The organism is Stenotrophomonas sp. 05L413 (assembly GCF_056397945.1).
Genome location: NZ_JBFTOL010000004.1, coordinates 324,579 through 345,055, shown reverse-complemented (window position 1 = coordinate 345,055; position 20,477 = coordinate 324,579). Strand labels below are relative to the sequence as shown.

The window sequence follows — 20,477 nt, the reverse complement described above, 5'->3', positions numbered from 1 at the left end:
TCAGCGCCCCTCCCCGGTCGTGCGGCCGGGACTGGCAGGCTCGGGGGGATCGTCCACGCGCAGGCGATGCAGTACGCGTCCGTCGGTGCCCAGCACCTCGACCGTGGTTGCCGTGGCGATCGGGCCCGGCAGCTGTGGGCGTAGTGCCTCACGCAGCACCTGTGCACGCTGCAGGGCGAGCGGCACCTGCCCGGCGGCAGCGCTGAGCTGCAGGCGCCCGCCACCGCGCGATATCAGTGCTTGGGCGGCCGTTGTGATCACCGGCGCGCGGTCGGCGTCCAGCCGTGCCGTGCCTGGGGCGAACAACGCCTCGCCGAGTTCGATCCGCGCGGGGCGCGATGCCGGGGCGGCCGGCGGCGCGGTCGGGTTCGATGCGGTTGTGCTCAGTGCACCTTCGGGCATGCGCACGCCGAAGTCGAAGCGCACCGGCAGCCCGGGCGTGATGCGGCGGACCAACGGATTGGGCGTCGTGAAACGCGCACCGGCGGGCAGCGTGGAGGGATCCACCTTGAGGATGAAGTTGCGCCCGCGCGCCTCGCCACCGGGGATCCCGACCAGGTGGTAGCGGCCGAAGGCGTCGGTTTCCATCAACAGGCCTTCCACCGCTGCGATGCGCACGCCGGGAATGCCGCGCTCAGCGTCATCCTGGATGCCGTTGCCGTTGCGGTCGTCGAACACGCTGCCCACGATCAGGCTTTCATCGAGCAGCGGATCGGTGGTGATCTCCACCTCGGCCGAGGCGACATTGCCGATCGTGCGGTTCTCGCCGTCGATGGCGGTGATGCGGTTGGTATGCACGCCGGTGCCGGTGCCCGCGCCGACGCGCAGGTAGTACACCACCGTGGCCCGCTCACCCGCCGCCACATCGATGCCATCGATGCGCAGCGGCTGCACGCCACTGGTGCGCGCGTCGTTGTCGGCATCGATCACCGCAAAGCCACCACGCACGAAGGTGAAGCCCGGCGGCAGCGTATCCAGCAGCGTGGCGCCGTTGGCATCCACCTCACCGACGTTGTCGATGGTGACGGTGTAACGCACCAGGTCACCGATCTGCGCACTGCGTTTGCCGGCCACCTTGGTCAGGCGCAGCACGGCCTGCTGGCCGGCCACCGTCACCGCGACATTGGCCTCGGCACACAACGGGGCCGGGATGGACACGTCGCACACCCGGTAGCGGAAGCTGTCGGTGCCCGCAAAGTTCGCCGCCGGCGTGTAGGTGCACAGGCCGTTGCCGCATTGCGCGGTACCGTGCGCCGGTGCCACCGCGACCTGCAGGGAGGCCGGATCCAGCGGCGCGGTGCGGGCGCTGTCATTGGCCAGTACATCGATCACCTGCGGCCCGGCGGTTTCGGCGGTCATGGCATCGTCGGCCAAGGTGAGTACGTTCGGGTCCACCATGACCGTGACCGTCGCACCCGCGCACATCGCCGGATCAGCCACGTCGCAGACCTGATAGTCGAAGCTCTGCTCACCGGAGAAGTTGGCCAGTGCAGCGAAGCGGATGCGGGCACGCGGCATCACCGTTGCGGTGCCGTAGGGCGGCGCTGCGGTGATGGTCACGCTGACCGTGTCCGGATCGATCGGCGTGCCGTTGACCCGGTCATTGCCAAGCACGTCGATCTCGATCACCCCGTCCTGCGGAATCTCCACGCGATCATCCGTGGCATCCACGCCCGGTTCGCCCGCGATGACGGTCACGGTCACGTTGCCGGTGTCGCAGACGGTGGGCTGGTTGAGCAGGCAGATCGTGTAGGTCGTGCTGTAGCTGCCGGGGGCCTGCCCGGCGGCAACATCCACCCAGCCATCGGCGCTGAAGCGCAGTGCGTTGGTGGCCACCGGCGCGAAACTCACCTGGGTGGGATCCAGCGATGCGGTGTTGAACGTGTCATTGGTGAACACGTTGAGCAGGCGCACGCTGCCGGTCGGACCGACCGGGCCGCCGCTGTCGTCCACCGCCAGCAGAGCACCGATGGGGCCTTGTATCCGCACGGTGGCGATCGCGGTGGTGCAGTTGGTCGGCACGCCGTTCTCGCACAACTGATAGGCCAGCTGCACCTGGCCGGGCTGCACGCCCGCCGCGACCATGATCTGGCCCTGGTTGTTCATCGTGTAACCGGGCGTGCTGCCGGTCAGGCTGGCCACCACGCTGCCGACCGGCGGCGGGGAGACGTTGTTGATGCTGTCGTTCTCCAGCACCGAGCGGGCGATGGTGCCGCCCACGGCCGGGTCCACCGGGGTGCCGGTGAAGTCATCATTGACCGCCAGCACCACGTTGACCGAACCGGACAGGGTGAGCGTCACGGTGGCATCGCCACACTGCGCGCCGTACGGCGCGGGCAGGCAGACGCGGTAGGTGAAGCTCTGTGGACCGGTGACGCCTGCCGGCGCGGTGTAGGTGAACGTGCCATCGGCGTTGAACACTAGGCCCGGCAGGGCACCGCTGGTCAGGGTATAGACCGCACCAGGCGCGACGTTGTCATTGAGGCTGACATTGCCCGAGAGCGGCACACCGGCAGGCACGGTGAAGCTGTCGTTCTGCGGGACCGGTGTAACGGCCACGATGACGGTAGCGGTCGTGCAGTTCGTCGGCGCGGCGGCCTCGCAGATCTGGTAGGTGATCGTGCTGGCCCCGGAGAGGGCGCCAACGGCCACCGCGATCGTGCCATCCGGATTGATGCTGAAGCCGGCCGGTGCACCGATCAGGCTTAGCTGCACCGCGCTGCCCGGCGGTGGGCTGACACCGTTGAGCTGATCGTTGTCGAGCACGCTGAGCGATGACGAGCTACCCGGGACAACATTGGTGAGCACGTCGTCACCGGCCACCAGCGTGCCGGTGTTGATGTTGATCGTGACCGGGGCGGTGCCGCAGGTGGCGGCGTACGGCGCGGGCAGGCAGGTCTGGTAGATGAAGCTGACCGGACTGGGCGTGCCTGCCGGCGGCGTATAGGTGAAGCCACCATTGCTGGCCAGGGTCAGGCCCGGCAGCGGCGTGCCCTGCACGGTGTAGAGCGCACCGGGGGGCATGGCGTCGTTGCTGGCCACGCTGTTGCTGAGGGTCTGCCCGACCTGCACCGAGAACACGTCGTTCTGCGGGGCGGGACTGACGACCACAGTGACGCTGGCGGTATCGCAGTTGCCCGGCGCGGCGGCTTCGCAGATCTGGTAGGTGATCGTCGTGGCCCCGGAGGTCGTGCCACTGGCCACCGTGATCGTGCCGGCGGATGTGATGCTGAAACCGGCCGGTGCGCCGACCAGGCTCAGCAGTACATCCGCCGCGGCCGGCGGCGAGACGCCATTGAGGCTGTCGTTGGCCAGCACGCTGCCACTGGAGGTGGTGCCGGGTGCCACGCCGGTGAGCGTGTCATCGCCAGCCACCAGCAGGCCGTTGTTGATGTTGATGGTAAGGATCGCGCCGCCGCACAGGCTGCCGTTCGGCGCCGGCAGGCACACCTGGTAGGCGACGCTGACCGGGCCTGTGACACCCGCGGCCGGGGTATAGGTAAACGTGCCGTCGGTGTTGAAGACCAGGCCGGCCGGCGCAGTGCCCTGCAGGGTGAACACCGCACCCGGCGGCGTGGTGTCGTTGGCGGCGACCGTGTTGCTCAGCGTCTGTCCGGCCTGCACCGCGAAGGCATCGTTCTGCGGTGCCGGAGTGACGACCACGGTGACGCTGGCGGTATCGCAGTTGGCCGGCGCCGCCGCTTCGCAGATCTGGTAGGTGATCGTGGTCGAACCGGACACCACCCCGGTGCCCACGCTGATCGTGCCGTCCGGCGAGAGGGTGAAGCCACCCGGCGCGCCGACCAGGCTCAGCACCACGTCGGCGGCCGCCGGCGGCGAGACGCCGTTGAGGCTGTCGTTGGCGAGCACGCTGCCGCCCGTGGTCGCACCGGGCAGCACGCCGGTGAGCGTGTCATCGCCGGCGGTGAGCGTGCCGTTGTTGACGTTGAGTGTGACCGTGGCCGTGCCGCACAGGCTGCTGTTCGGTGCTGGCAGGCACGCGCGGTAAACGAAGGTCACCGGGCTGGGCGTGCCGATCGGCGGCGTATAGGTGAAGCTGCCATCGGTGTTGAACGCAAGCCCGGCGGGCGGCGTGCCCTGGATCGCCAAGGTAGACCCCGGCGGCAAGCTGTCATTGGTCGCCACACTGTTGCCCAGACTCTGCCCAGCCTGCACCGAGAAGGCATCGTTCTGCGGCGTGGGAGTGATGATCACCGTCACCGTGGCCGTGGCGCAGTTGCCTGGCGCGGCGGCCTCACAGATCTGGTAGGTGAGCGTGGTCGCGCCTGCCATCGTGCCGGTGGCCACGCTGATGGTGCCGCTGGGCGTGATCGCGAAGCCGGCGGGCGCGCCCACCAGGCTCAGCACTACGCTGGCCGCAGCCGGCGGCGAGACGCCGTTGAGGCTGTCATTGGCCAACACGCTGGCCGCCGAGGTGGTGCCGGGGGCGATGCCACTGAAGGTGTCATTGCCGGCCAGCAGCGAACCGGTGGTGATGTTGAGGGTGACCGTGGCTGTGCCGCACAGGGTCGTGTTCGGCGCCGGCAGGCAGGCCTGGTAGGTGAAGGTCACCGGCCCGGTGGTGCCACCCGGTGGGGTATAGGTGAACGAGCCATCGGCATTGAAGGTCAGGCCGGCCGGCGGCGTGCCCTGCAGCGCCCAGGTCGCGCCGGATGGCAGGTTGTCATTGCTGGCCACGCTGTTGCCCAGCGTCTGCCCCAGCTGCACGCTGAAGGCGTCGTTCTGCGGCAGCGGCGTCACCACCACGGTGACGCTGGCGGTATCGCAGTTGCTCGATGCAGCGGCTTCGCAGATCTGATAGGTGTGCGTGGTCGGGCCGGCGGTCACCCCGCCACCGACGCTGATCGTGCCGTCCGGGTTGATCGTGAAGCCGGCCGGTGCACCGACCAGGCTCAGCAGCACATCGGCGGGCGCCGGCGGCGAGACACCGTTGAGGCTGTCGTTGGCCAGCACGCTGCCGGCCGTGGTCGCGCCCGGCAGCACACCGGCAAGCGTGTCATCGGCGGCGACCAGGGTGCCGGTGTTGATGTTGAGCGTGACCGTGGCGGTCGCGCACAGTGCCGCATTCGGTGCCGGCAGGCAGGTCTGGTAGGTGAACGTGACCGGACCGGTGGTGCCGAGCGGCGGGGTATAGCTGAACGTACCATCGGCATTGAACGCGAGGCCCGCCGGAGGCGTGCCCTGCACGGCCCAGCTCGCGCCCGTCGGCATGCCATCGTTCGCCGCCACGTTGCCGTTGCTGATCGTGCCACCGGCCTGCACCGCGTAGGCATCGTTCTGCGGTGCCGGACGGATCACCAGCGCAACGGTGGCGGTATCGCAATTGGACGGCGCGGCGGTTTCGCAGATCTGATAGGTCAGCGTGGTCGCGCCGGCGACGACGCCGATCGGCACGTTGATCGTGCCATCAGCGGCAATGCTGTAGCCGGCCGGCGCGCCGACCAGGCTCAGCTGCACGCTGGCCGGGGCTGGCGGGCTGACGCCGTTGAGCGCATCGTTGCCGAGCACACTGGGTGTGGCGCTGCCGGGCGCGATGTCGACAAAGCTGTCGTCGGCCGCCGCCAGCGTGCCCAGGTTGACGTTGAGCGTGACCGTCGCCGTGCCGCAGACACCGGCATTGGGGGCCGGCAGGCAGGTTTGATACGTAACGGTCACCGCACCGGTGGTGCCCACCGGCGGCGTGTAGCTGAAGGTGCCGTCGCCATTGAACACCAGCCCGTTCGGCGGCGTGCCCTGCACGGCCCAGCTGGAGCCGGCCGGCATGCTGTCGTTGCCGGCAACGCTGCCGTTGACGAGCGTGCCGCCGGCAGGCACGGAGAACGCATCGTTCTGCGGGGCCGGCGTGATCACGATGCGGATCGCGGCGGTGGCGCAGTTGGTCGGCGAAGCCGTCTCGCAAAGCTGATAGGTCAGTGCGGTGGCCCCGGCGGTAACGCCGGCGGGAATCTGCACGGTGCCATCGTTGTTGATGACGAAGCCGGCCGGTGCACCGAGCAGCAGCAGCTGCACCGTCGCCGCAGCCGGCGGACTCACGCCATTGAGCGAATCGTTGTTCAACACGCTCGGCGTGGCCGCCCCCCCGGTGACCGGCGCGGCGAAGATATCGTCGTTGGCGACAACGGCGTTGACGGCGATGGTCAAGGTGGCCGTGGCGGTGCTGCAGATGGCGGCATCCGGTGCAGGCAGGCAGGCCTGGTAGGCGAACGTGACCGGGCCGACGGTACCGGCCGGCGGCGTATAGGTGAAGCTGCCGTTGCTGTTGAACACCAGGCCCTGGGGCGGCGCGGCCACGCTCCACGTCGAGCCGGCCGGCATGTTGTCGTTGCCCGACACGTTGCCGCTGTTGGGCTGACCGGCCTGCACGGCGATCGCATCATCGACGGGTGCCGGACGCACCACCAGGGCGATGCTCGCGGTGGCGCAGTTGTTCGCCGCGGCGATTTCGCAGACCTGGTAGCTCAGCGTGATCGCGCCGGTAGGCGCGTTGCCCGCGACCGAGACCGTGCCGTTGGGGTTGATCGTGAATCCGGCCGGCGCGCCGACCAGGCTCAGCGAGACGCTGGAGGCCGGTGCCGGGCTGACGCCGTTGAGCGCATCGTTGTTCAACACACTGGGCGTTGCACCGCCTGGCGCGATCGCACCGAAGCTGTCGTCGCTCGCGACCAGCGCGCCGTTGTTGATGTTGAGCGTGACCGTGGCCGTGCCGCAGATGGCCGTGTCCGGTGCGGGCAGGCAGGCCTGGTAGGTGAAACCGGTGGGGCTGGTGGTGCCGGCCGGCGGCGTGTAGCTGAAGCTGCCGTCGACATTGAAGGTCACACCGGCCGGCAGTGCGCCCGGCACGCTGTAGAGCGACCCGATGGGCATGTTGTCGTTGCCCGACACCGTGTCGTTGATCGTCTGGCCCGCCTGAACGGCGAATGCATCGTTGACCGGCGCAGGCGCCACCACCAGCGCGATACTGGCGGTGGCACAGTTGGACGACGCAGCGGCTTCGCAGATCTGGTACGTGAGCGTGGTGGCGCCGGCGGCGGTCCCGGCAGTGACCGTGACCGCGCCATCGGTGGCGATGGCGAAACCGGTCGGCGCACCGATCAGCGACAGCACCACCTCGGCCGGCAGCGGCGTGGCCGAGTTGAGCGTGTCGTTGGCCAGCACCGACGGCGAGGCGGCACCGGGCGCGAGCGGGGTGGCAAACGTGTCGTCCAACGCTACCAGCGTGCCGCTGTTGACGTTGAGGGTGACGCTGGCCGTCGCGCAGACGCCTGCATCCGGTGCCGGCAGACAGACCCGGTAGGCAAACGGGATTGCGCCGCTGAAGCCGACCGGGGGCGTATAGCTGAAGGTGCCGTCGGCCGCGAGCACGAGGCCATCCGGCGGGATGTTGAGCACGGTGAACTGGGCACCCACCGGCGCGTTATCGTTGCTGGCCACCGAGCCGTTCAGCACCTGGCCCGAGGGCGTGGACAACGCATCGTCCACGGCGGACGGCGCGACCACCACGCGTGCGGTGGCGGTGGCGCAGTTGGATGGCGCCGCCGCTTCACAGAGCTGGTAGGTCAGGTTCTTCACCCCTGCAGGCGTGCCCGGCGCCACCGTCACCGCGCCCTCGGCGGTGATGGCCACGCCGGCCGGCGCGCCCTGCAACGACAGCAGCACATCGGCTACCGCCGGCGGCGTGCTGCCATTGAGCGCATCGTTGGCCAGCACCGAGGTAGTGCTGCCGCCGGTGACCGGGTTGATCGGCGTGGTGCTGAAGTCATCCGGATTGGCAGCGAGCGTACCTGCGTTGACCGTGATGGTGGCGCTGGCGTTCGCGCACAACGCAGCGTTCGGTGCTGGCAGGCAGACCTGGTAGGCGAATGTGACCGGGCCCGTAGTGCCGACCGGTGGGGTGTAGGTGAAGCTGCCACTGCCGCTGAACACCAGGCCGGCCGGCGCGGTGCCGGTGACGGTGAACTGCGCGCCCCCCGACACGTTGTCGTTGTCACCCACGTTGCCGTTGAGCGCCTGCCCGGCCGCCGTGGAGAACGTGTCATTGGTGGCCGACGGGGTTACCACCAGGCGGATGGTCGCGCTGGCGCAGTTGCCGGGCAGCACCGCCTCGCACACTTGGTAGGTCAGTACCGTGGCGCCGCCCGTGGCGCCCACGGGCACCTGCAGCAGGCCGTTTGCATCGAGCGTGTAACCGGCCGGCGCGCCGATCAGGCTGAGCAGTACGCTGCCCGCCGCCGGCGGCGTAGTGCCATTGAGGCTGTCGTTGAGCAGCACGCTGGTCGCGCTGCCACTGCCGGGTGCCAGCGGGGTGGCGCTGAAGTCGTCGTCCAACGCCACCAGGGTGCCGGCGTTGACGTTGATCGTGGCACTGGCGCTGCTGCACTGCGTGCTCTCCGGTGCCGGCAGGCAGACCGTGTAGGTGAACGCGACCGGCCCGGTGACGCCGGCCGGCGGGGTGTAGAGGAAGCTGCCGTCCGTCCCGAACTGCAGTCCGGCCGGCGCCGCTGCGGTCAGCGTGAACACCGCGCCGGCCGGCGCGTTGTCGTTGCTGCCGACGGCGCCTGCCAGCAACTGTCCCACCGGGGTGGAGAAGATGTCGGCGGCGGCGAGCGGCGACACCACCAGGCTTATCTGCGCCGAGTCGCAGTTGCTCGGCAGCGCCGCTTCACACAGCTGATAGGTGAGCGTCACCGCACCAGCCGGCACGCCGCTGCCGATCGTCAGTGTGCCGTCGGCCAACAGCGTGTAACCCGCCGGCGCACCGACCAGGCTGAGCAGCACATCGGCCGACGCCGGCGGTACCGCACCGTTGAGGCCGTCATTGCCCAGCACCGATCCGGTACTGCCACCGGTGACGGGATTGATCGGCGTTGCGCGGAGATCATCGTCGTTGGCGACCAGGGTGCCGGCATTGACGTTGATCGTCGCAGTCCCACCCGAGCAGACCGCGGTGTCCGGCGCCGGCAGGCACGCCTGGTAGGCGAACGTCACCGCGCCCTGGGTTGCCACCGGCGGGATGTAAGTGAAGCTGCCGTCGGGGTTGAACACCAGCCCTGCCGGCGCCGTGCCGCTGAGGCTGAAGCCCGCGTTCGCCGGGACGTTGTCATTACCGGCCACGCTTGCACTCAGCGCCACGCCGACCTGTGTACTGAAGGTGTCGTTGACCGCCACCGGAGCCAGCAGCAACTGCACCGACGCGGTAGCGCAGTTGGCGGGCAATGCCGCTTCGCACAGCTGGTAGGTGAAGGTCACCGCACCGGCCGCTGCGCCGCCGGGAACCGACACTGTGCCGTTGCTGTTGATCACGTAGCCGGCTGGTGCACCGATCAGGCTCAGGATCACCTGCCCCGGCGCCGGCGGGATCGCGCCGTTGATGGTGTCGTTGCCGAGCACGCTGTTGGTGGTGCCGCCGGTGGCGGGATTGAGGATCGCGCTGCGGAAATCATCGTCGTTGGCGACCAGGGTGCCGGCATTGACGTTGAGGGTGACCGTGGCGGTATCGCAGACGGCGGCCAACGGCGCGGCCAGGCAGGCCTGGTAGGTGAAGGTGGAGGTGCCGGTGTACTGCGCCGGCGGGGTGTAGGTGAAGCTGCCATCGGCGTTGAACACCAGCCCGGCAGGTGTCGCGCCGGTCACCGCATAGGTGGTGCCGACAGCGACGTTGTCGTTCACTGCCACGTTGCCGCTGACCGGCGTGGCCACCTGCGTGGTGTAGGCATCGGCCACCGCATCCGGAGCGATCACCACCGCGATGCTGGCGGTGGCGCAGTTGCTGGTTCCCGCCTGGCACAGCTGATAGGTGAGGCTGACCGGCCCGGCCGGCGCGCCAGCGGGCACCTGCAGCTGGCCATTGGGCTCGAGCGTGTAGCCCGCCGGCGGTGCGTTGATCAGCGACAGCGTGGTCTGCGCCGGCGGGATGGGCGCGCCGTTGACAGTGTCGTTGTCCAGTACGCTGGCGGTCAGCCCGCCGGCACTGGTCAGGGGCGTGCCGGTGAAGTCATCGTTGCCGGCCGCGATGGCGGCCGCGCCAACGTTGAGGGTCACGTTGGCTGCATCGCACACGCCCGCATTCGGTGCCGGCAGGCACGCTTGATAACGGAAGGTATCCGGCCCGGTAAAGGCAGACTGCGAGGTGTAGCTGAAACTGCCGTCGGCAGTGAGCACTACCGTGCCGTGCGCGGCCACCGCAAGCAGGCTGAACTGGGCGCCAGTCGGCACGTTGTCATTGCCCGCGACACTGCCTGCCAGGGCAATACCTGCGACGGCCACGAAAGCATCGTCCACCGCATCGGGCGCGACCACCAGCTGCACGTTGGCAGTGGCACAGTTGGTCGGCGCGGCCAGTTCGCAGAGCTGGTAACTGAAGCTCACCGCGCCGGCCGCAGCACCCACCGGAACCAACACCTGTCCTGCCGCGTTGACGGCGTAGTTGGCCGGCGCGCCGGTAAGGGCCAGGGTGACCGCGGCGGGCAGGACCGCCGCACCGTTGAGGGTGTCGTTGCCGAGCAGGCTGATCGTGGTGGTGGTGCCCGGCTGCAGCGGCGTGGTGAACACGTCGCTGACCGCGGCGATCTGGTTGGCCTGCACGTTCACGCTGACCGTGGCGGTATCGCAGACGGTCGCGTTCGGCGCCGGCAGGCAGACCTGGTAGGTGAAGGAATCCGGCCCGGTGTTGGCGTTGATGGGCGTGTAGCTGAAGGTGCCATCGGCGTTGACCACTGCGGTGCCACGGGTGGGCGCGGTGCCCAGCGTGTAGGCCGAACCGCTGGCGATGTTGTCGTTGCCGGCCAGACTGCCGGTGGCCGGTTGTCCGCCACCGGGTGTGGTCACCGTGTCGTTGACCGCGTCGGGGCTGATCACCAGGTTGGCGGTGGCCGTTGCACAGTTGGCCGGCAGCGCGTTTTCGCAGAAGCGGTAGGTCAGGGCCAGGGGACCGGCTGCCGCAGTGGCAGGCACCTGGATGGCGCCGTTGCCGGTGATGGCAAACCCGGCCGGCGCACCGACCAGCGTCATCGTCACCTGGGCCTGCGGCACCGCGCCGCCGTTGAAGGTGTCATTGGTCAGCACGCTCGGGGTGAGCCCGCCCGCACCGGACGGCAGGGGCGTGGTGAAGGTGTCGTCAGCGGCCACCAGGGCATTGGCATTGACCACGATCGAGGCGGTCGCGGTGGCGCACACGCCGCCATCCGGTGCCGGCAGGCAGAGCTGGTACTGGAACGAGGTCGCCGCGGCGATGCCACCGGCGGGCGCATAGACGAAGCTGCCCTCCGCGTTGAGGGTGAGCCCGGTCGGCGGCGTGCCGACTGCGCTGAAGGTTGCGCCGGCAGGTGCGTTGTCGTTGCTGGCCACGGAGCCGCTGAGCGACGCTGCGCCACCGGTGGCGTTGAAGCTGTCGTTCACCGCGGTCGGACCGATGATCATGCTGGCTGTGGCGGTGGCGCAGTTGGTCGGCAAGGTGTTTTCGCAGATCTGGTAGGTCAGTGTGGTCGCCCCGGCGGCCGCACCCGCGGGCACGGTGATCACGCCTGCGCTGTTGATGGTGAAGCCGGCCGGTGCGTTCTGCAGCGCGATGATCAGATCGGCTCCATTCACCGGCGCGCCGTTGAGCGTGTCGTTGCCGAGCACGGTGGGCGTGCTGCCGCCCGTGGTCGAGGAGATCGGCGCAGTGAAGGCATCGTTGTTGGCGACCAGCGCGTTGGCCTGTACCGGCATGGCTGGCGTGGTGGCGCTGTTGTCGCCCGGCGTCGGATCGGTGGTACCGGTGGGCAGTACCAGCGACACGCTGTTGGCCGGCACCGTGGCCGGTGTGCTGGTGGGTGCGGTGCCATTGACCAGCAGCACGACGCTGTCGCCGACCGCGACATTGACCTGCACGTTGATCGCGTTGCCACTGCCATTGCCCTGTGCACACGAGGAGGCGGCGGTGGTGGCCTGGCAGGTCCAGCTGACATTGGTGAGCAGCGCGGAGACGGTGTCGACCACGCCCACGCCCGAAGCCGCCGACGGGCCGGCGTTGTTGACCTGGATGCGGTACTGCACCGCCCCCCCGGCGGCGACCGGGGTGGCACTGAGCAGGGTCTTGGTGACACTCAGCTGGGCCTGCAGCGCCAGTGTGTTGCTGTCGGTCGCACTGTTGTTGCCCAATGCGGGATCGGCCACGTCGGTCGGTGCGGTGACGGTGGCGGTATTGTTGAGCGGGTTGGGATAGCTCTGCGCCAGCAGCGGCGGCGGCAGCAGCAACGCGAGCAGGGCCACCGCGCATGCGATGCGGGCCGAGGCCATCCCTGCCCTGCGGTGTTTGCCGGTTGCTGCCATGCGCTCGTCCTCGAAGCCAGTGGTCCCATCCATCCCCTGCGCGGGTCAGCCCGCGCTACCCGCCGTACTGCACCGGGCGCTAGTACGCGCCCGGGTTGCTGCTGAAACTGACCGGTACGCTGATCGTGGCCTGCCCGCCGTTGATCAGGTTCACCCCGACATTCACCGCGTTGGCGCCCACCGCGCCGCCACTGGCCGCTGCGCAGGTGCTGCCACTGGTGGCGCTGCAGGTCCAGGCGCCACGCAGCGTGGTGCCGCCGGGCAGGCTGTCGGTGACCACGGCGTTGGTGACGGCATCCGGGCCGTCGTTGCGCACCAGCAAGGTGTAGGTGGCGGTGCCGCCCGGTGTGTAGCTGCCGCTGCCGTCGGTCTTGGTGATCGACAGATCCGCCTGGCGCGTTCGATTGGTGATCCGGCAGACCAGTGTCACCGCGGTGGCGGTCATCGCTGGCGCCTGCAGCGTGAAACTGCCGCCGCTGCCCGAGGACACCACGGTGTTGTTCTGGTCCGTGCACTGCCAGGTGCTGGCATAGCGGGTCAGCGTGGTGCCGGCTGCGGCGGCTTCGGCCAGGGCGTAGCTACCGCCGGGGACAGTGATCACCGGCGCGGTGGCACCGTTGTTGCCGACATTGCTGGCCGAACCGACGGTGCTGCCGTTGTAGGTGATGGACAGATTGAACCGCCCGCTATCGCTGGTCGGCTGCAGGTCCTTGACCAGCTGCACTGTCGCCGCGCACGCCTGGGTAATGCCTTCCACGGTGAAGACCGCTTGGCCGATGCGGATGCCGAGCAGGCCCAGCAGGTTGTCGACCACCCCGCCGAGCACGGCGGTCAGTACCGGCGTGACCAGCGCATTGACCTGCGTGCGGATCGGGGTGAGCAGCACGTTGACGATGCCGTTGACGAGGTCCGCCACCGGCAGCGGCAACGCGATGCCACCCAGCAGTGTCACCGTGGGATTGCCGCTGGTGACCTGGATGCTGAGTGAATTGACCAGGGTGGAGACCATGGTCGCCGCACTGACCGTGCCGGCATTCAACGTGCGTGTCTGCGGATACGGGCCGGTGAAGCTGGCGCTCTGCAGCCCGGGGGTGGCAGTGGCGAAACTGCGGATGCTGACCGTCAGCGGGACGGTGATGTCAGCGATCGGCGTGAGCAGCCCCAACACGTTGGCCGACACCCGCACCCGCACGCTGAGCGAGGTCAGCGTGGCCGCACTCAGCGCTGTGTCGGTCAGCACTGTGCTGCGGTTGAAGAACGTCGCATCGCTGATCTGTCCGACATACAGGTTCACCAGGCCCGGCCGCGCCTGCAGCGTGACCGCGTTGCCGACCAGGTTGATCGCCGAGATCGACCCTTCCGCGCGCGCGACATCGGCGTAGACCTGCAGATGCAGGACATCGGCAGTGACGCTGGTGTTGGACAGGCTGACGCCCAGCAGATTCAGCCCATTGAGCGCTGCCGAGAGCGTGCCGGTGTTCAACCCCTGTACCAGATCCAGATCCAGCTTGATGCGGATCGCCGCGCTGTGGAAGGCAGCCCCTGCGGCACCGCAGGTGTAGACCGGCGGTTCCACCGCCTGCAGCCACAGGCGCACATTGGCGACGCCATTGAGGCCGAGCGCAGCGGTGTTGACCGTGATCGGGGCAGGTGTGGTGAGGACGTTGCGGAAGTTGTAAAGCTGCACGCCGCCAGTGAGCAGGTCCAGCACGTTGAGCCGCACGGTCGCCAGCGAGCCGGTCGGGAGCGCGATCTGCAGGATGTCCGCCAGGCGGATGCTGCCGCTCGTGCCCGCCACGCCGAGCGGCAACGCGTTGAGCACGTTGGCGGCCGCGGTCTGCCCGTCGGCCTGCAACACCTGCACCATTGCCGCACGCAGTTGCCCCAGGGTAATGTTGGCGTTGAGCACTTGGCTGGGGTCACTGACCACCACGCCGCCGTTGAGCTGGGTCAGCAGCGCGTTGAGATTGATGTTGGCGCCGGCCAGGTTGTTCCAGTCGGCCACGCTGAGATTCAGCGTGGTGCCAGGCAGCAGTGCGCCGAACAGCAGATTGAGGATGGGGCTCTGCGTGGAATCAATCGAGGCCAGGCGGGGCCCGGCGCTCACGCACGCACCGGCCGTGCAGGCCGATTGCGCACTGGCAGAAGAAATACCCGCACTTAATGCGATCAACATCACAAATAACAGCGAAAACGCCCTCAAGCTGAATCGCCGTAACGCTGACTTCACACCAGTAACTCTATCCATCGGCCATCCCCTGCGTCCTGGCCGAAGCGGTCTTTCACGGGCCGGTGGGTACCGACCATGATCGACAGGGCATCGGCCTGCTTCCGATGTTTTGGATGTCCCGGCGCATCATGGCCGGCTTGAGGGATTAACTACGTGCACGGATGAAAATCGTCAAACCGGCCACATCGTGCACAGGGGGAAGTTTCACTGTCGCCCGTCGGATTATCGGTGGAGCGATTGCAGCGACAAGGCCGGCAAGCAGTTCTGTACAGGCGGAGAAAAGAATCACTGCCCGGTAAGTATCGATAACCATCCACTGTTCAAGGAACGAGAGAGGGGAAGGCCATGTTGGCGATGTCGGATCGGATTCGCGCAGCACGCACCAGCGCAGGGATGTCACAAACGCAGTTGGCAGTGGAAACCGGGGTCAAGCGCAGTGCCGTAGCGCAGTGGGAACGCCGTGGAGGTACCCACCCGAGCGTGTCGCATCTGGCACATATCGCCATCTGTACGCGAGTGCGATTCGAATGGTTGGCCACCGGCCGCGGCGTGTGCAAAGCCAGCGGGGAGGAACTGACGGTGACCGCGCCCGCACAGGATTACGTGCGCGATGATCTGGAGGGCAACGTTCTGTCGCTGCTGCGGCGCCTGCCACCGCGCAAGCGGCAGGTGGCGCAATCCATCATCGAGATGCTCGCCGTCTAGATGACGACCGCCAGTGATTACGCCGCCGGCTCCAGTGCGGCACGCGGCGGCAGCGACCAGTCGATGCGATCGTGGCCGCGGCGCTGCAGGTACTCGTTGGCCATCGAAAAATGGCGGCAGCCGAGGAAGCCGCGATGCGCCGACAGCGGCGAAGGATGCGGCGCCTTGAGCACGCGGTGCCGGCCGGTATCGATGACCTTGCCCTTCTGCTGGGCGTAGCTGCCCCACAGGAGAAACACCAGGCCTTCGCGCTCGCGGTTGAGGGTGTCCACCACGTGATCGGTGAAGCCCTCCCAGCCGCGCCGTTGATGCGAGCCGGCGTTGCCCGCTTCCACGGTCAGCACCGCATTGAGCAGCAGCACCCCGCGGTGCGCCCACGGCAACAGGCAGCCATGGTCCGGGCGCGGAATGCCCAGATCGGCCTCGATCTCTTTGTAGATGTTCAGCAGCGATGGCGGCACCGGTACGCCCGGCATGACCGAGAAACTTAGGCCATGGGCCTGGCCATACCCGTGATACGGATCTTGGCCGAGAATGACCACCTTGACCTGATCGAAGGGCGTGGCGTCGAACGCGGCGAAGATCTGCGGGCCGGGGGGAAACACCTGGGCACCGGCGGCCTTGCGCTGGCGCAGGAACGCGGACAGTTCCCGCATCTCCGGGCGCAGCAGGTAATCACCGATACGCGTCTTCCAGCTCGCTTCGAGCTGGATGCTGGGCACTACATCGTCATTCATCGCACGACAGGCTTTTCGTTGAGGCGGGATAGGCGCAGCTGGAACAGCACCTTGGTGATGAGCAGACGCTCTTCGATCGGCTTCTGCACCAGATCGTTGGCACCGGCCTGGAGCAGGCCGGACTGGTTGTGCGGGTTGCCGTCGCCGGTCATGACCAGCACCGGCAGGCGGCGCTTGCCATAGCCGAAGTCCACGCGCACGCGCTGCACCACATCGCGGCCACTGAGCTCGCCCTTGAGCGTGACATCGGTAAGCACCAGATCGATGCGGTGGCTGCTGCGGCCTAGCGACTCGGCGGTGAGCAGCGCGAACGCGTCTTCGGCCGTCAACACGTGCAGCACGTTCAAGCCCTGCCGTTCGAGCATGCGCTTGGTCGCCTCGGCGACGACGCGGCTGTCTTCGACATACAGGATCGTCGCGCCCGGAATGGTCTCTGGCTGCACATAGCCACGGATGAAGGTGGCCAAGGCTTCGTGACCGAGCGCCTTGTCGAAATAATCGGTGACGTACTCGGTGAAGCGGCGCTGCTCCAGATGCTGCTGCGCATCGCCGGAGACCACGATCACCGGCACGTAGGCTTGGCCGGCCGCGTCGCGCACGATGCGCGCCAGGTCGAGCCCGTCGCCATCGCTCAGGGTGAGCGAGGTGGTGACCAGGCTGACCGGCCCGGCATCCAGCGCCGCACGCGCCTCGGCGATGCTCGCGCAGCCCACCACGTCCACTGCCGGCAGTTCGCGTTGCAGCACATCGGCAATCAACTTGCGGACCAGCTTGGAGCCGTCGACGACCATCACGCGCGGTGCGTCGTCGGCGAGGTGCTTGAGGGCTTGCGGACGCATGCGGGCCTCAGGTTTCGGTCGGGCGGGTCTGGCGCAGGAAATGCCCCGTCACCAGCCAGGCGCCCAGCCAGCCCAGCACCACGGTGCCGAGCAGCACGAACGAGGAATGCAGCAGGTCCAGCCCGTGCAGCACGAACGGGCTGCCGTAACTCTGCGAGAGCGCGGCCAACGGCGGGCGCAGCGCCAGCCCGGCCGCACCGATCAGCGCCAGCGCGACGGCACCGGCCCCCAGGCCGTACCACGCGCCCAGATACAGGAACGGGCGGCGGATGAAGCCATCGCTGGCGCCCAGCAGCTGCAGCACGCCGATCTCATCGCGGCGGGCCTGGATGTCCAGGCGCACGGTGTTGCCGACCACCAGCGCGGCACCGAGGCCGAGCAGCACCGACAGCACCTGCACCAGGCGCGTACCGAAGCCCAGCCAGCCATCCAGGCGTTTGCGCCACAGCGCATCATGCTGGACCAGATCGGCCTGCGGCAGGCCTTCCAGCGACTGCGCCAGGCGCGCGTCATCGGCACCCTCGCCCGGGGTGACGATCAACAGGGTCGGCAGTGGATTGTCATGCAGCGCATCGATCGCTTCACCCAGCCCGGCACTTTCGCGCAGCTCGGCCAGGCCCTGCTCCGGGGTCTGCACGGTGACGTTGGCCACATCGGCGCGGCCGCGCAGGGTCTCGGCGACCTGGCGGGCCGCATCGGTACCGGCATCGGTCTTGAGGAACAGGTTGATGTCGCGCGACTGCTGCACGCTGCCGGCGAAGTGCTTGAGGTTGTCCAGCGCGATCGACAGGCCCAGCGGCAGGGCCAGCGCGAGCGCCATCACCATCACGGTGAGCAGGGTCGCCCACGGCTTGCGCCACGCACGGCCGAGGCTGAAGACCACGCTGTGGCCGTGATGGTGCAGCCACACGCCCAAGCGCGACGGCGCGGTGGTTTCTTTGGTCACCGGAGTAGTCATTCGGCCAGGTCCTGCGGCGAGATGTCATCGACCAGGCGGCCGTGATCCAGGATCAGCACGCGCTTGCGCATGCGCCGCAGCAGGGCCAGGTCGTGGCTGACCACCAGCACGCTGGTACCGCGATCGGGCAGTTCGGCAAACAGCGCCATGATTTCCGCCGCCAACGTGGGATCGAGATTGCCGGTGGGCTCATCGGCGACCAGCAGCGTGGGCTCGCCGACGATCGCACGGGCGATGCCGACGCGCTGCTGTTCACCGGCCGACAGCTGCGAGGGCAGGGCTTTTTCGCGGTGGCCCAGGCCCATGCGTTCGAGTACCGAACGCACGCGCTTGCCGATCTCGTTACGGCGGGTGCCGCGCAGTATCAACGGCAGGGCGACGTTCTCGGCGATGCTGCGGTCCATCAGCAGGCGATGGTCCTGGTACACCGCACCGACCTCGCGCCGATGCCGCGGAATACTCCCGCCGCGCACCTTCAGCAGGTTGCGCTCATTGAAGATCACCGCGCCGCGGCTGGGCCGCTCGTCGAGGTGGATCAACTTGAGCAGGGTGCTCTTGCCCGCACCGGAATGGCCGGTGACGAACAGCATTTCCCCGGGGGCGACATCGAAGCTGACGTCCACCAGTGCCTGGTGGCCGCCGGCATATTGTTTGCTGACATTGTCAAAACGCAGGACGCTCATTGCCTGATTATGCAGGACGAGGGTGGCGCGTAGGTAACGGCAACCTGATGGGGCGCTGATCGGTAGTGCCGGCCGCTGGCCGGCTCCCCGTACTGCCTGCAGCGTGCAGCGCCGGCCAGCGGCCGGCACTACCCGTGAATCGGCAACAGGATCAGCTGCCGGAGAGCATCCGGCGGATCTTGCGGCCCAGGCGCGTCAGGAACGAGGCGCCCGGATCGGCGGCAGGCGTGCCGCGCATCGGCTTGGCCGTCACCTGCACCGGGGTCACCGGGCCGGTCGCTGCGGCGCCCTCGGCACCTTCGACCGGACGGCCGTGGCGACGACGACGACGCTTGCGCGGCGCGCGCTCACCTTCCACCGCCGGGCTGCCATCGGCAGACGGCGCGGCGGTCGGGGCCAGCTGCGGCTTGACCTCGGCATCGACGGCGGCGACCGGCGGCTCGCCTTCCACGCGCGGCTTGCGCTCGCGACGCGGCTTGCCATCGGCACTGCGCTCGCCCGGTGCACGGCGTTCGCCACGGCCACCGGCCGGCTTGCCGCCACGGCTGCTGCCACCGCCACGACGCTGCTCTTCGGCGGCACGCGCTTCGCGTGCTTCGCGGAAGATCTGGCCGACGCTTTCGTTCTCGTCGCCCTCGGCATCACCCTCGCCTTCCGGCGACGGTGCACGCGGCGCGCGCGGGATCGGGGTCAGGATTTCGCTGGTGACCGGCTCGACCGGGATCTTCTGCTCGATGTAAGCCTCGATGTCCGGCAGGCCCATCGCGTAGCGCTCGCACGCAAAGCTGATCGCATCGCCTTCTTCGCCCAGGCGCGCGGTGCGGCCGATGCGGTGCACGTAGTCTTCCGCATCGAACGGCAGATCGTAGTTGTAGACGTACTTGATGCCGTCGATGTGCAGGCCGCGGGCGGCGACATCGGTGGCGACCAGGATTTCCAGCTGACCCTTCTGGAAGCGGTTGAGCAGGCTCTCACGCTTCTTCTGCGGCACATCGCCGGACAGCACGCCGACGCGGTAACCGGCTTTTTCAAGCGAACGCGCCACGCGCTCGACGAACACCTTGGTGTTGACGAACACCATGGTGCGGGCGCCTTCGCTGCGCGAGAGCAGGCCCAGCAGCAGCGGAATCTTCTCTTCGTCGGCCGGGAAATAGATGCGCTGGCGCACGCGGGCGGCGGTAATGGATTCGCTCTCCACCACCAGCTTCTGCGGCTCGTTCATGTGCTCGTAGGCCAGCTCCAGCACGCGATGGCTGAGCGTGGCGCTGAACAGCAGCGTCTGGCGCGTGCTGCGCTCGGGCATGCGGCGCAGCAGGAAGCGGATGTCCTTGATGAAGCCCAGGTCGAACATGCGGTCGGCTTCGTCGAGCACGCAGATTTCGCAGGCGTGCAGCGAGACCACCTTGTGCTGCTTGACGTAGTCGATCAGGCGGCCCGGGGTGGCGATGATCACGTCCACGCCCTGCTGCAGGATCTCGCGCTGTTTGTCGTAGTCCACACCACCGTAGACCAGCGCGAAGCGCAGGCCGAGGTCGGAGCCGAACTTCACGGCATCCTTGTGGATCTGGATGGCCAGCTCGCGGGTCGGGGCCAGGATCAGCGCGCGCGGGTCTTCCGGCTTGCGATCGGCCAGTGCCGGGCGGGTCAGCAGGCGGTTCACCACCGCGACCAGGAAGGCCAGCGTCTTGCCGGTGCCGGTCTGGGCCTGGCCGGCGACGTCGCCGCCGGGCAGCGCGACCGGCAGGGTCAGCGCCTGGATGGGCGTGCAACGGGTGAATCCGGCTCCTTCAAGGCCGGCCTGCAGGGCCGGATGCAGCTCGAAAGAGGAGAAGGTCAAATCGGTCAGCGGTTTGTCGCTCATGAGTCCGTCTTGGTAAGGCCAGCCGGCAGAGGTGCGGGTGGCTTGCATCATCTTGGGGGGCACCGTCGCAAACGGCCCCTGCGCCGGGATTGGCGGGGCCGGACTCGGGTCCAGGGCGCCGCGCAATGCCCCAG

8 protein-coding genes are annotated in these 20,477 nt (G+C 68.3%); 1 reads left to right on the top strand and 7 read right to left on the bottom strand.

The genetic code is table 11. The features are described 5' to 3' along the window. Together AC1DIQ_RS10765 and AC1DIQ_RS10760 are read right to left on the bottom strand one after the other, a co-directional pair. Entirely contained in the window at positions 1-12,363 is a 12,363-nt protein-coding gene (locus tag AC1DIQ_RS10765; protein ID WP_478050000.1) for an Ig-like domain-containing protein, read from the bottom strand. Positions 12,364-12,409: 46 nt separating this feature from the next. Further along, the gene (locus AC1DIQ_RS10760; RefSeq protein ID WP_478049999.1) at positions 12,410-14,437 is read right to left on the bottom strand and encodes a hypothetical protein; all 2,028 of its coding nucleotides are present in this window, start codon (positions 14,435-14,437) and stop codon (positions 12,410-12,412) included. Positions 14,438-14,905: 468 nt separating this feature from the next. Here AC1DIQ_RS10760 and AC1DIQ_RS10755 point away from each other — a divergent pair, with 468 nt between their 5' ends. Next, positions 14,906-15,265, top strand: a complete 360-nt coding sequence (locus AC1DIQ_RS10755) for a helix-turn-helix domain-containing protein (protein WP_121040399.1) — start codon at positions 14,906-14,908, stop codon at positions 15,263-15,265. A 17-nt stretch (positions 15,266-15,282) separates the two neighbouring features. Here the strand turns inward: AC1DIQ_RS10755 and ung are convergent, their stop codons facing one another. The 5 genes from ung to rhlB all read right to left on the bottom strand — a co-directional run bounded on the left by ung (position 15,283) and on the right by rhlB (position 20,343). Beyond that, a complete protein-coding gene (gene ung / locus AC1DIQ_RS10750; protein WP_121040401.1) occupies positions 15,283-16,002 on the bottom strand; it encodes a uracil-DNA glycosylase in 720 nt (239 codons plus the stop codon). Then, positions 15,999-16,841 carry a response regulator gene (locus AC1DIQ_RS10745; RefSeq protein ID WP_121040403.1) on the bottom strand — a complete coding sequence of 281 codons (843 nt, stop codon included), beginning with the start codon at positions 16,839-16,841 and terminating at the stop codon, positions 15,999-16,001. Before AC1DIQ_RS10745 ends, ung begins: the two co-directional genes overlap by 4 nt. A gap of 7 nt (positions 16,842-16,848) precedes the next feature. Continuing rightward, on the bottom strand, positions 16,849-17,799 hold the full coding sequence (ftsX, locus tag AC1DIQ_RS10740; protein ID WP_478049998.1) for a permease-like cell division protein FtsX: 951 nt from the start codon (positions 17,797-17,799) through the stop codon (positions 16,849-16,851). Next, positions 17,796-18,482, bottom strand: a complete 687-nt coding sequence (gene ftsE, locus AC1DIQ_RS10735; protein ID WP_121040406.1) for a cell division ATP-binding protein FtsE — start codon at positions 18,480-18,482, stop codon at positions 17,796-17,798. Before ftsE ends, ftsX begins: the two co-directional genes overlap by 4 nt. A gap of 151 nt (positions 18,483-18,633) precedes the next feature. Continuing rightward, complete coding sequence (gene rhlB / locus AC1DIQ_RS10730; protein ID WP_121040408.1) at positions 18,634-20,343, bottom strand: ATP-dependent RNA helicase RhlB; 1,710 nt, start codon at positions 20,341-20,343, stop codon at positions 18,634-18,636. Positions 20,344-20,477 lie beyond the last annotated feature (134 nt).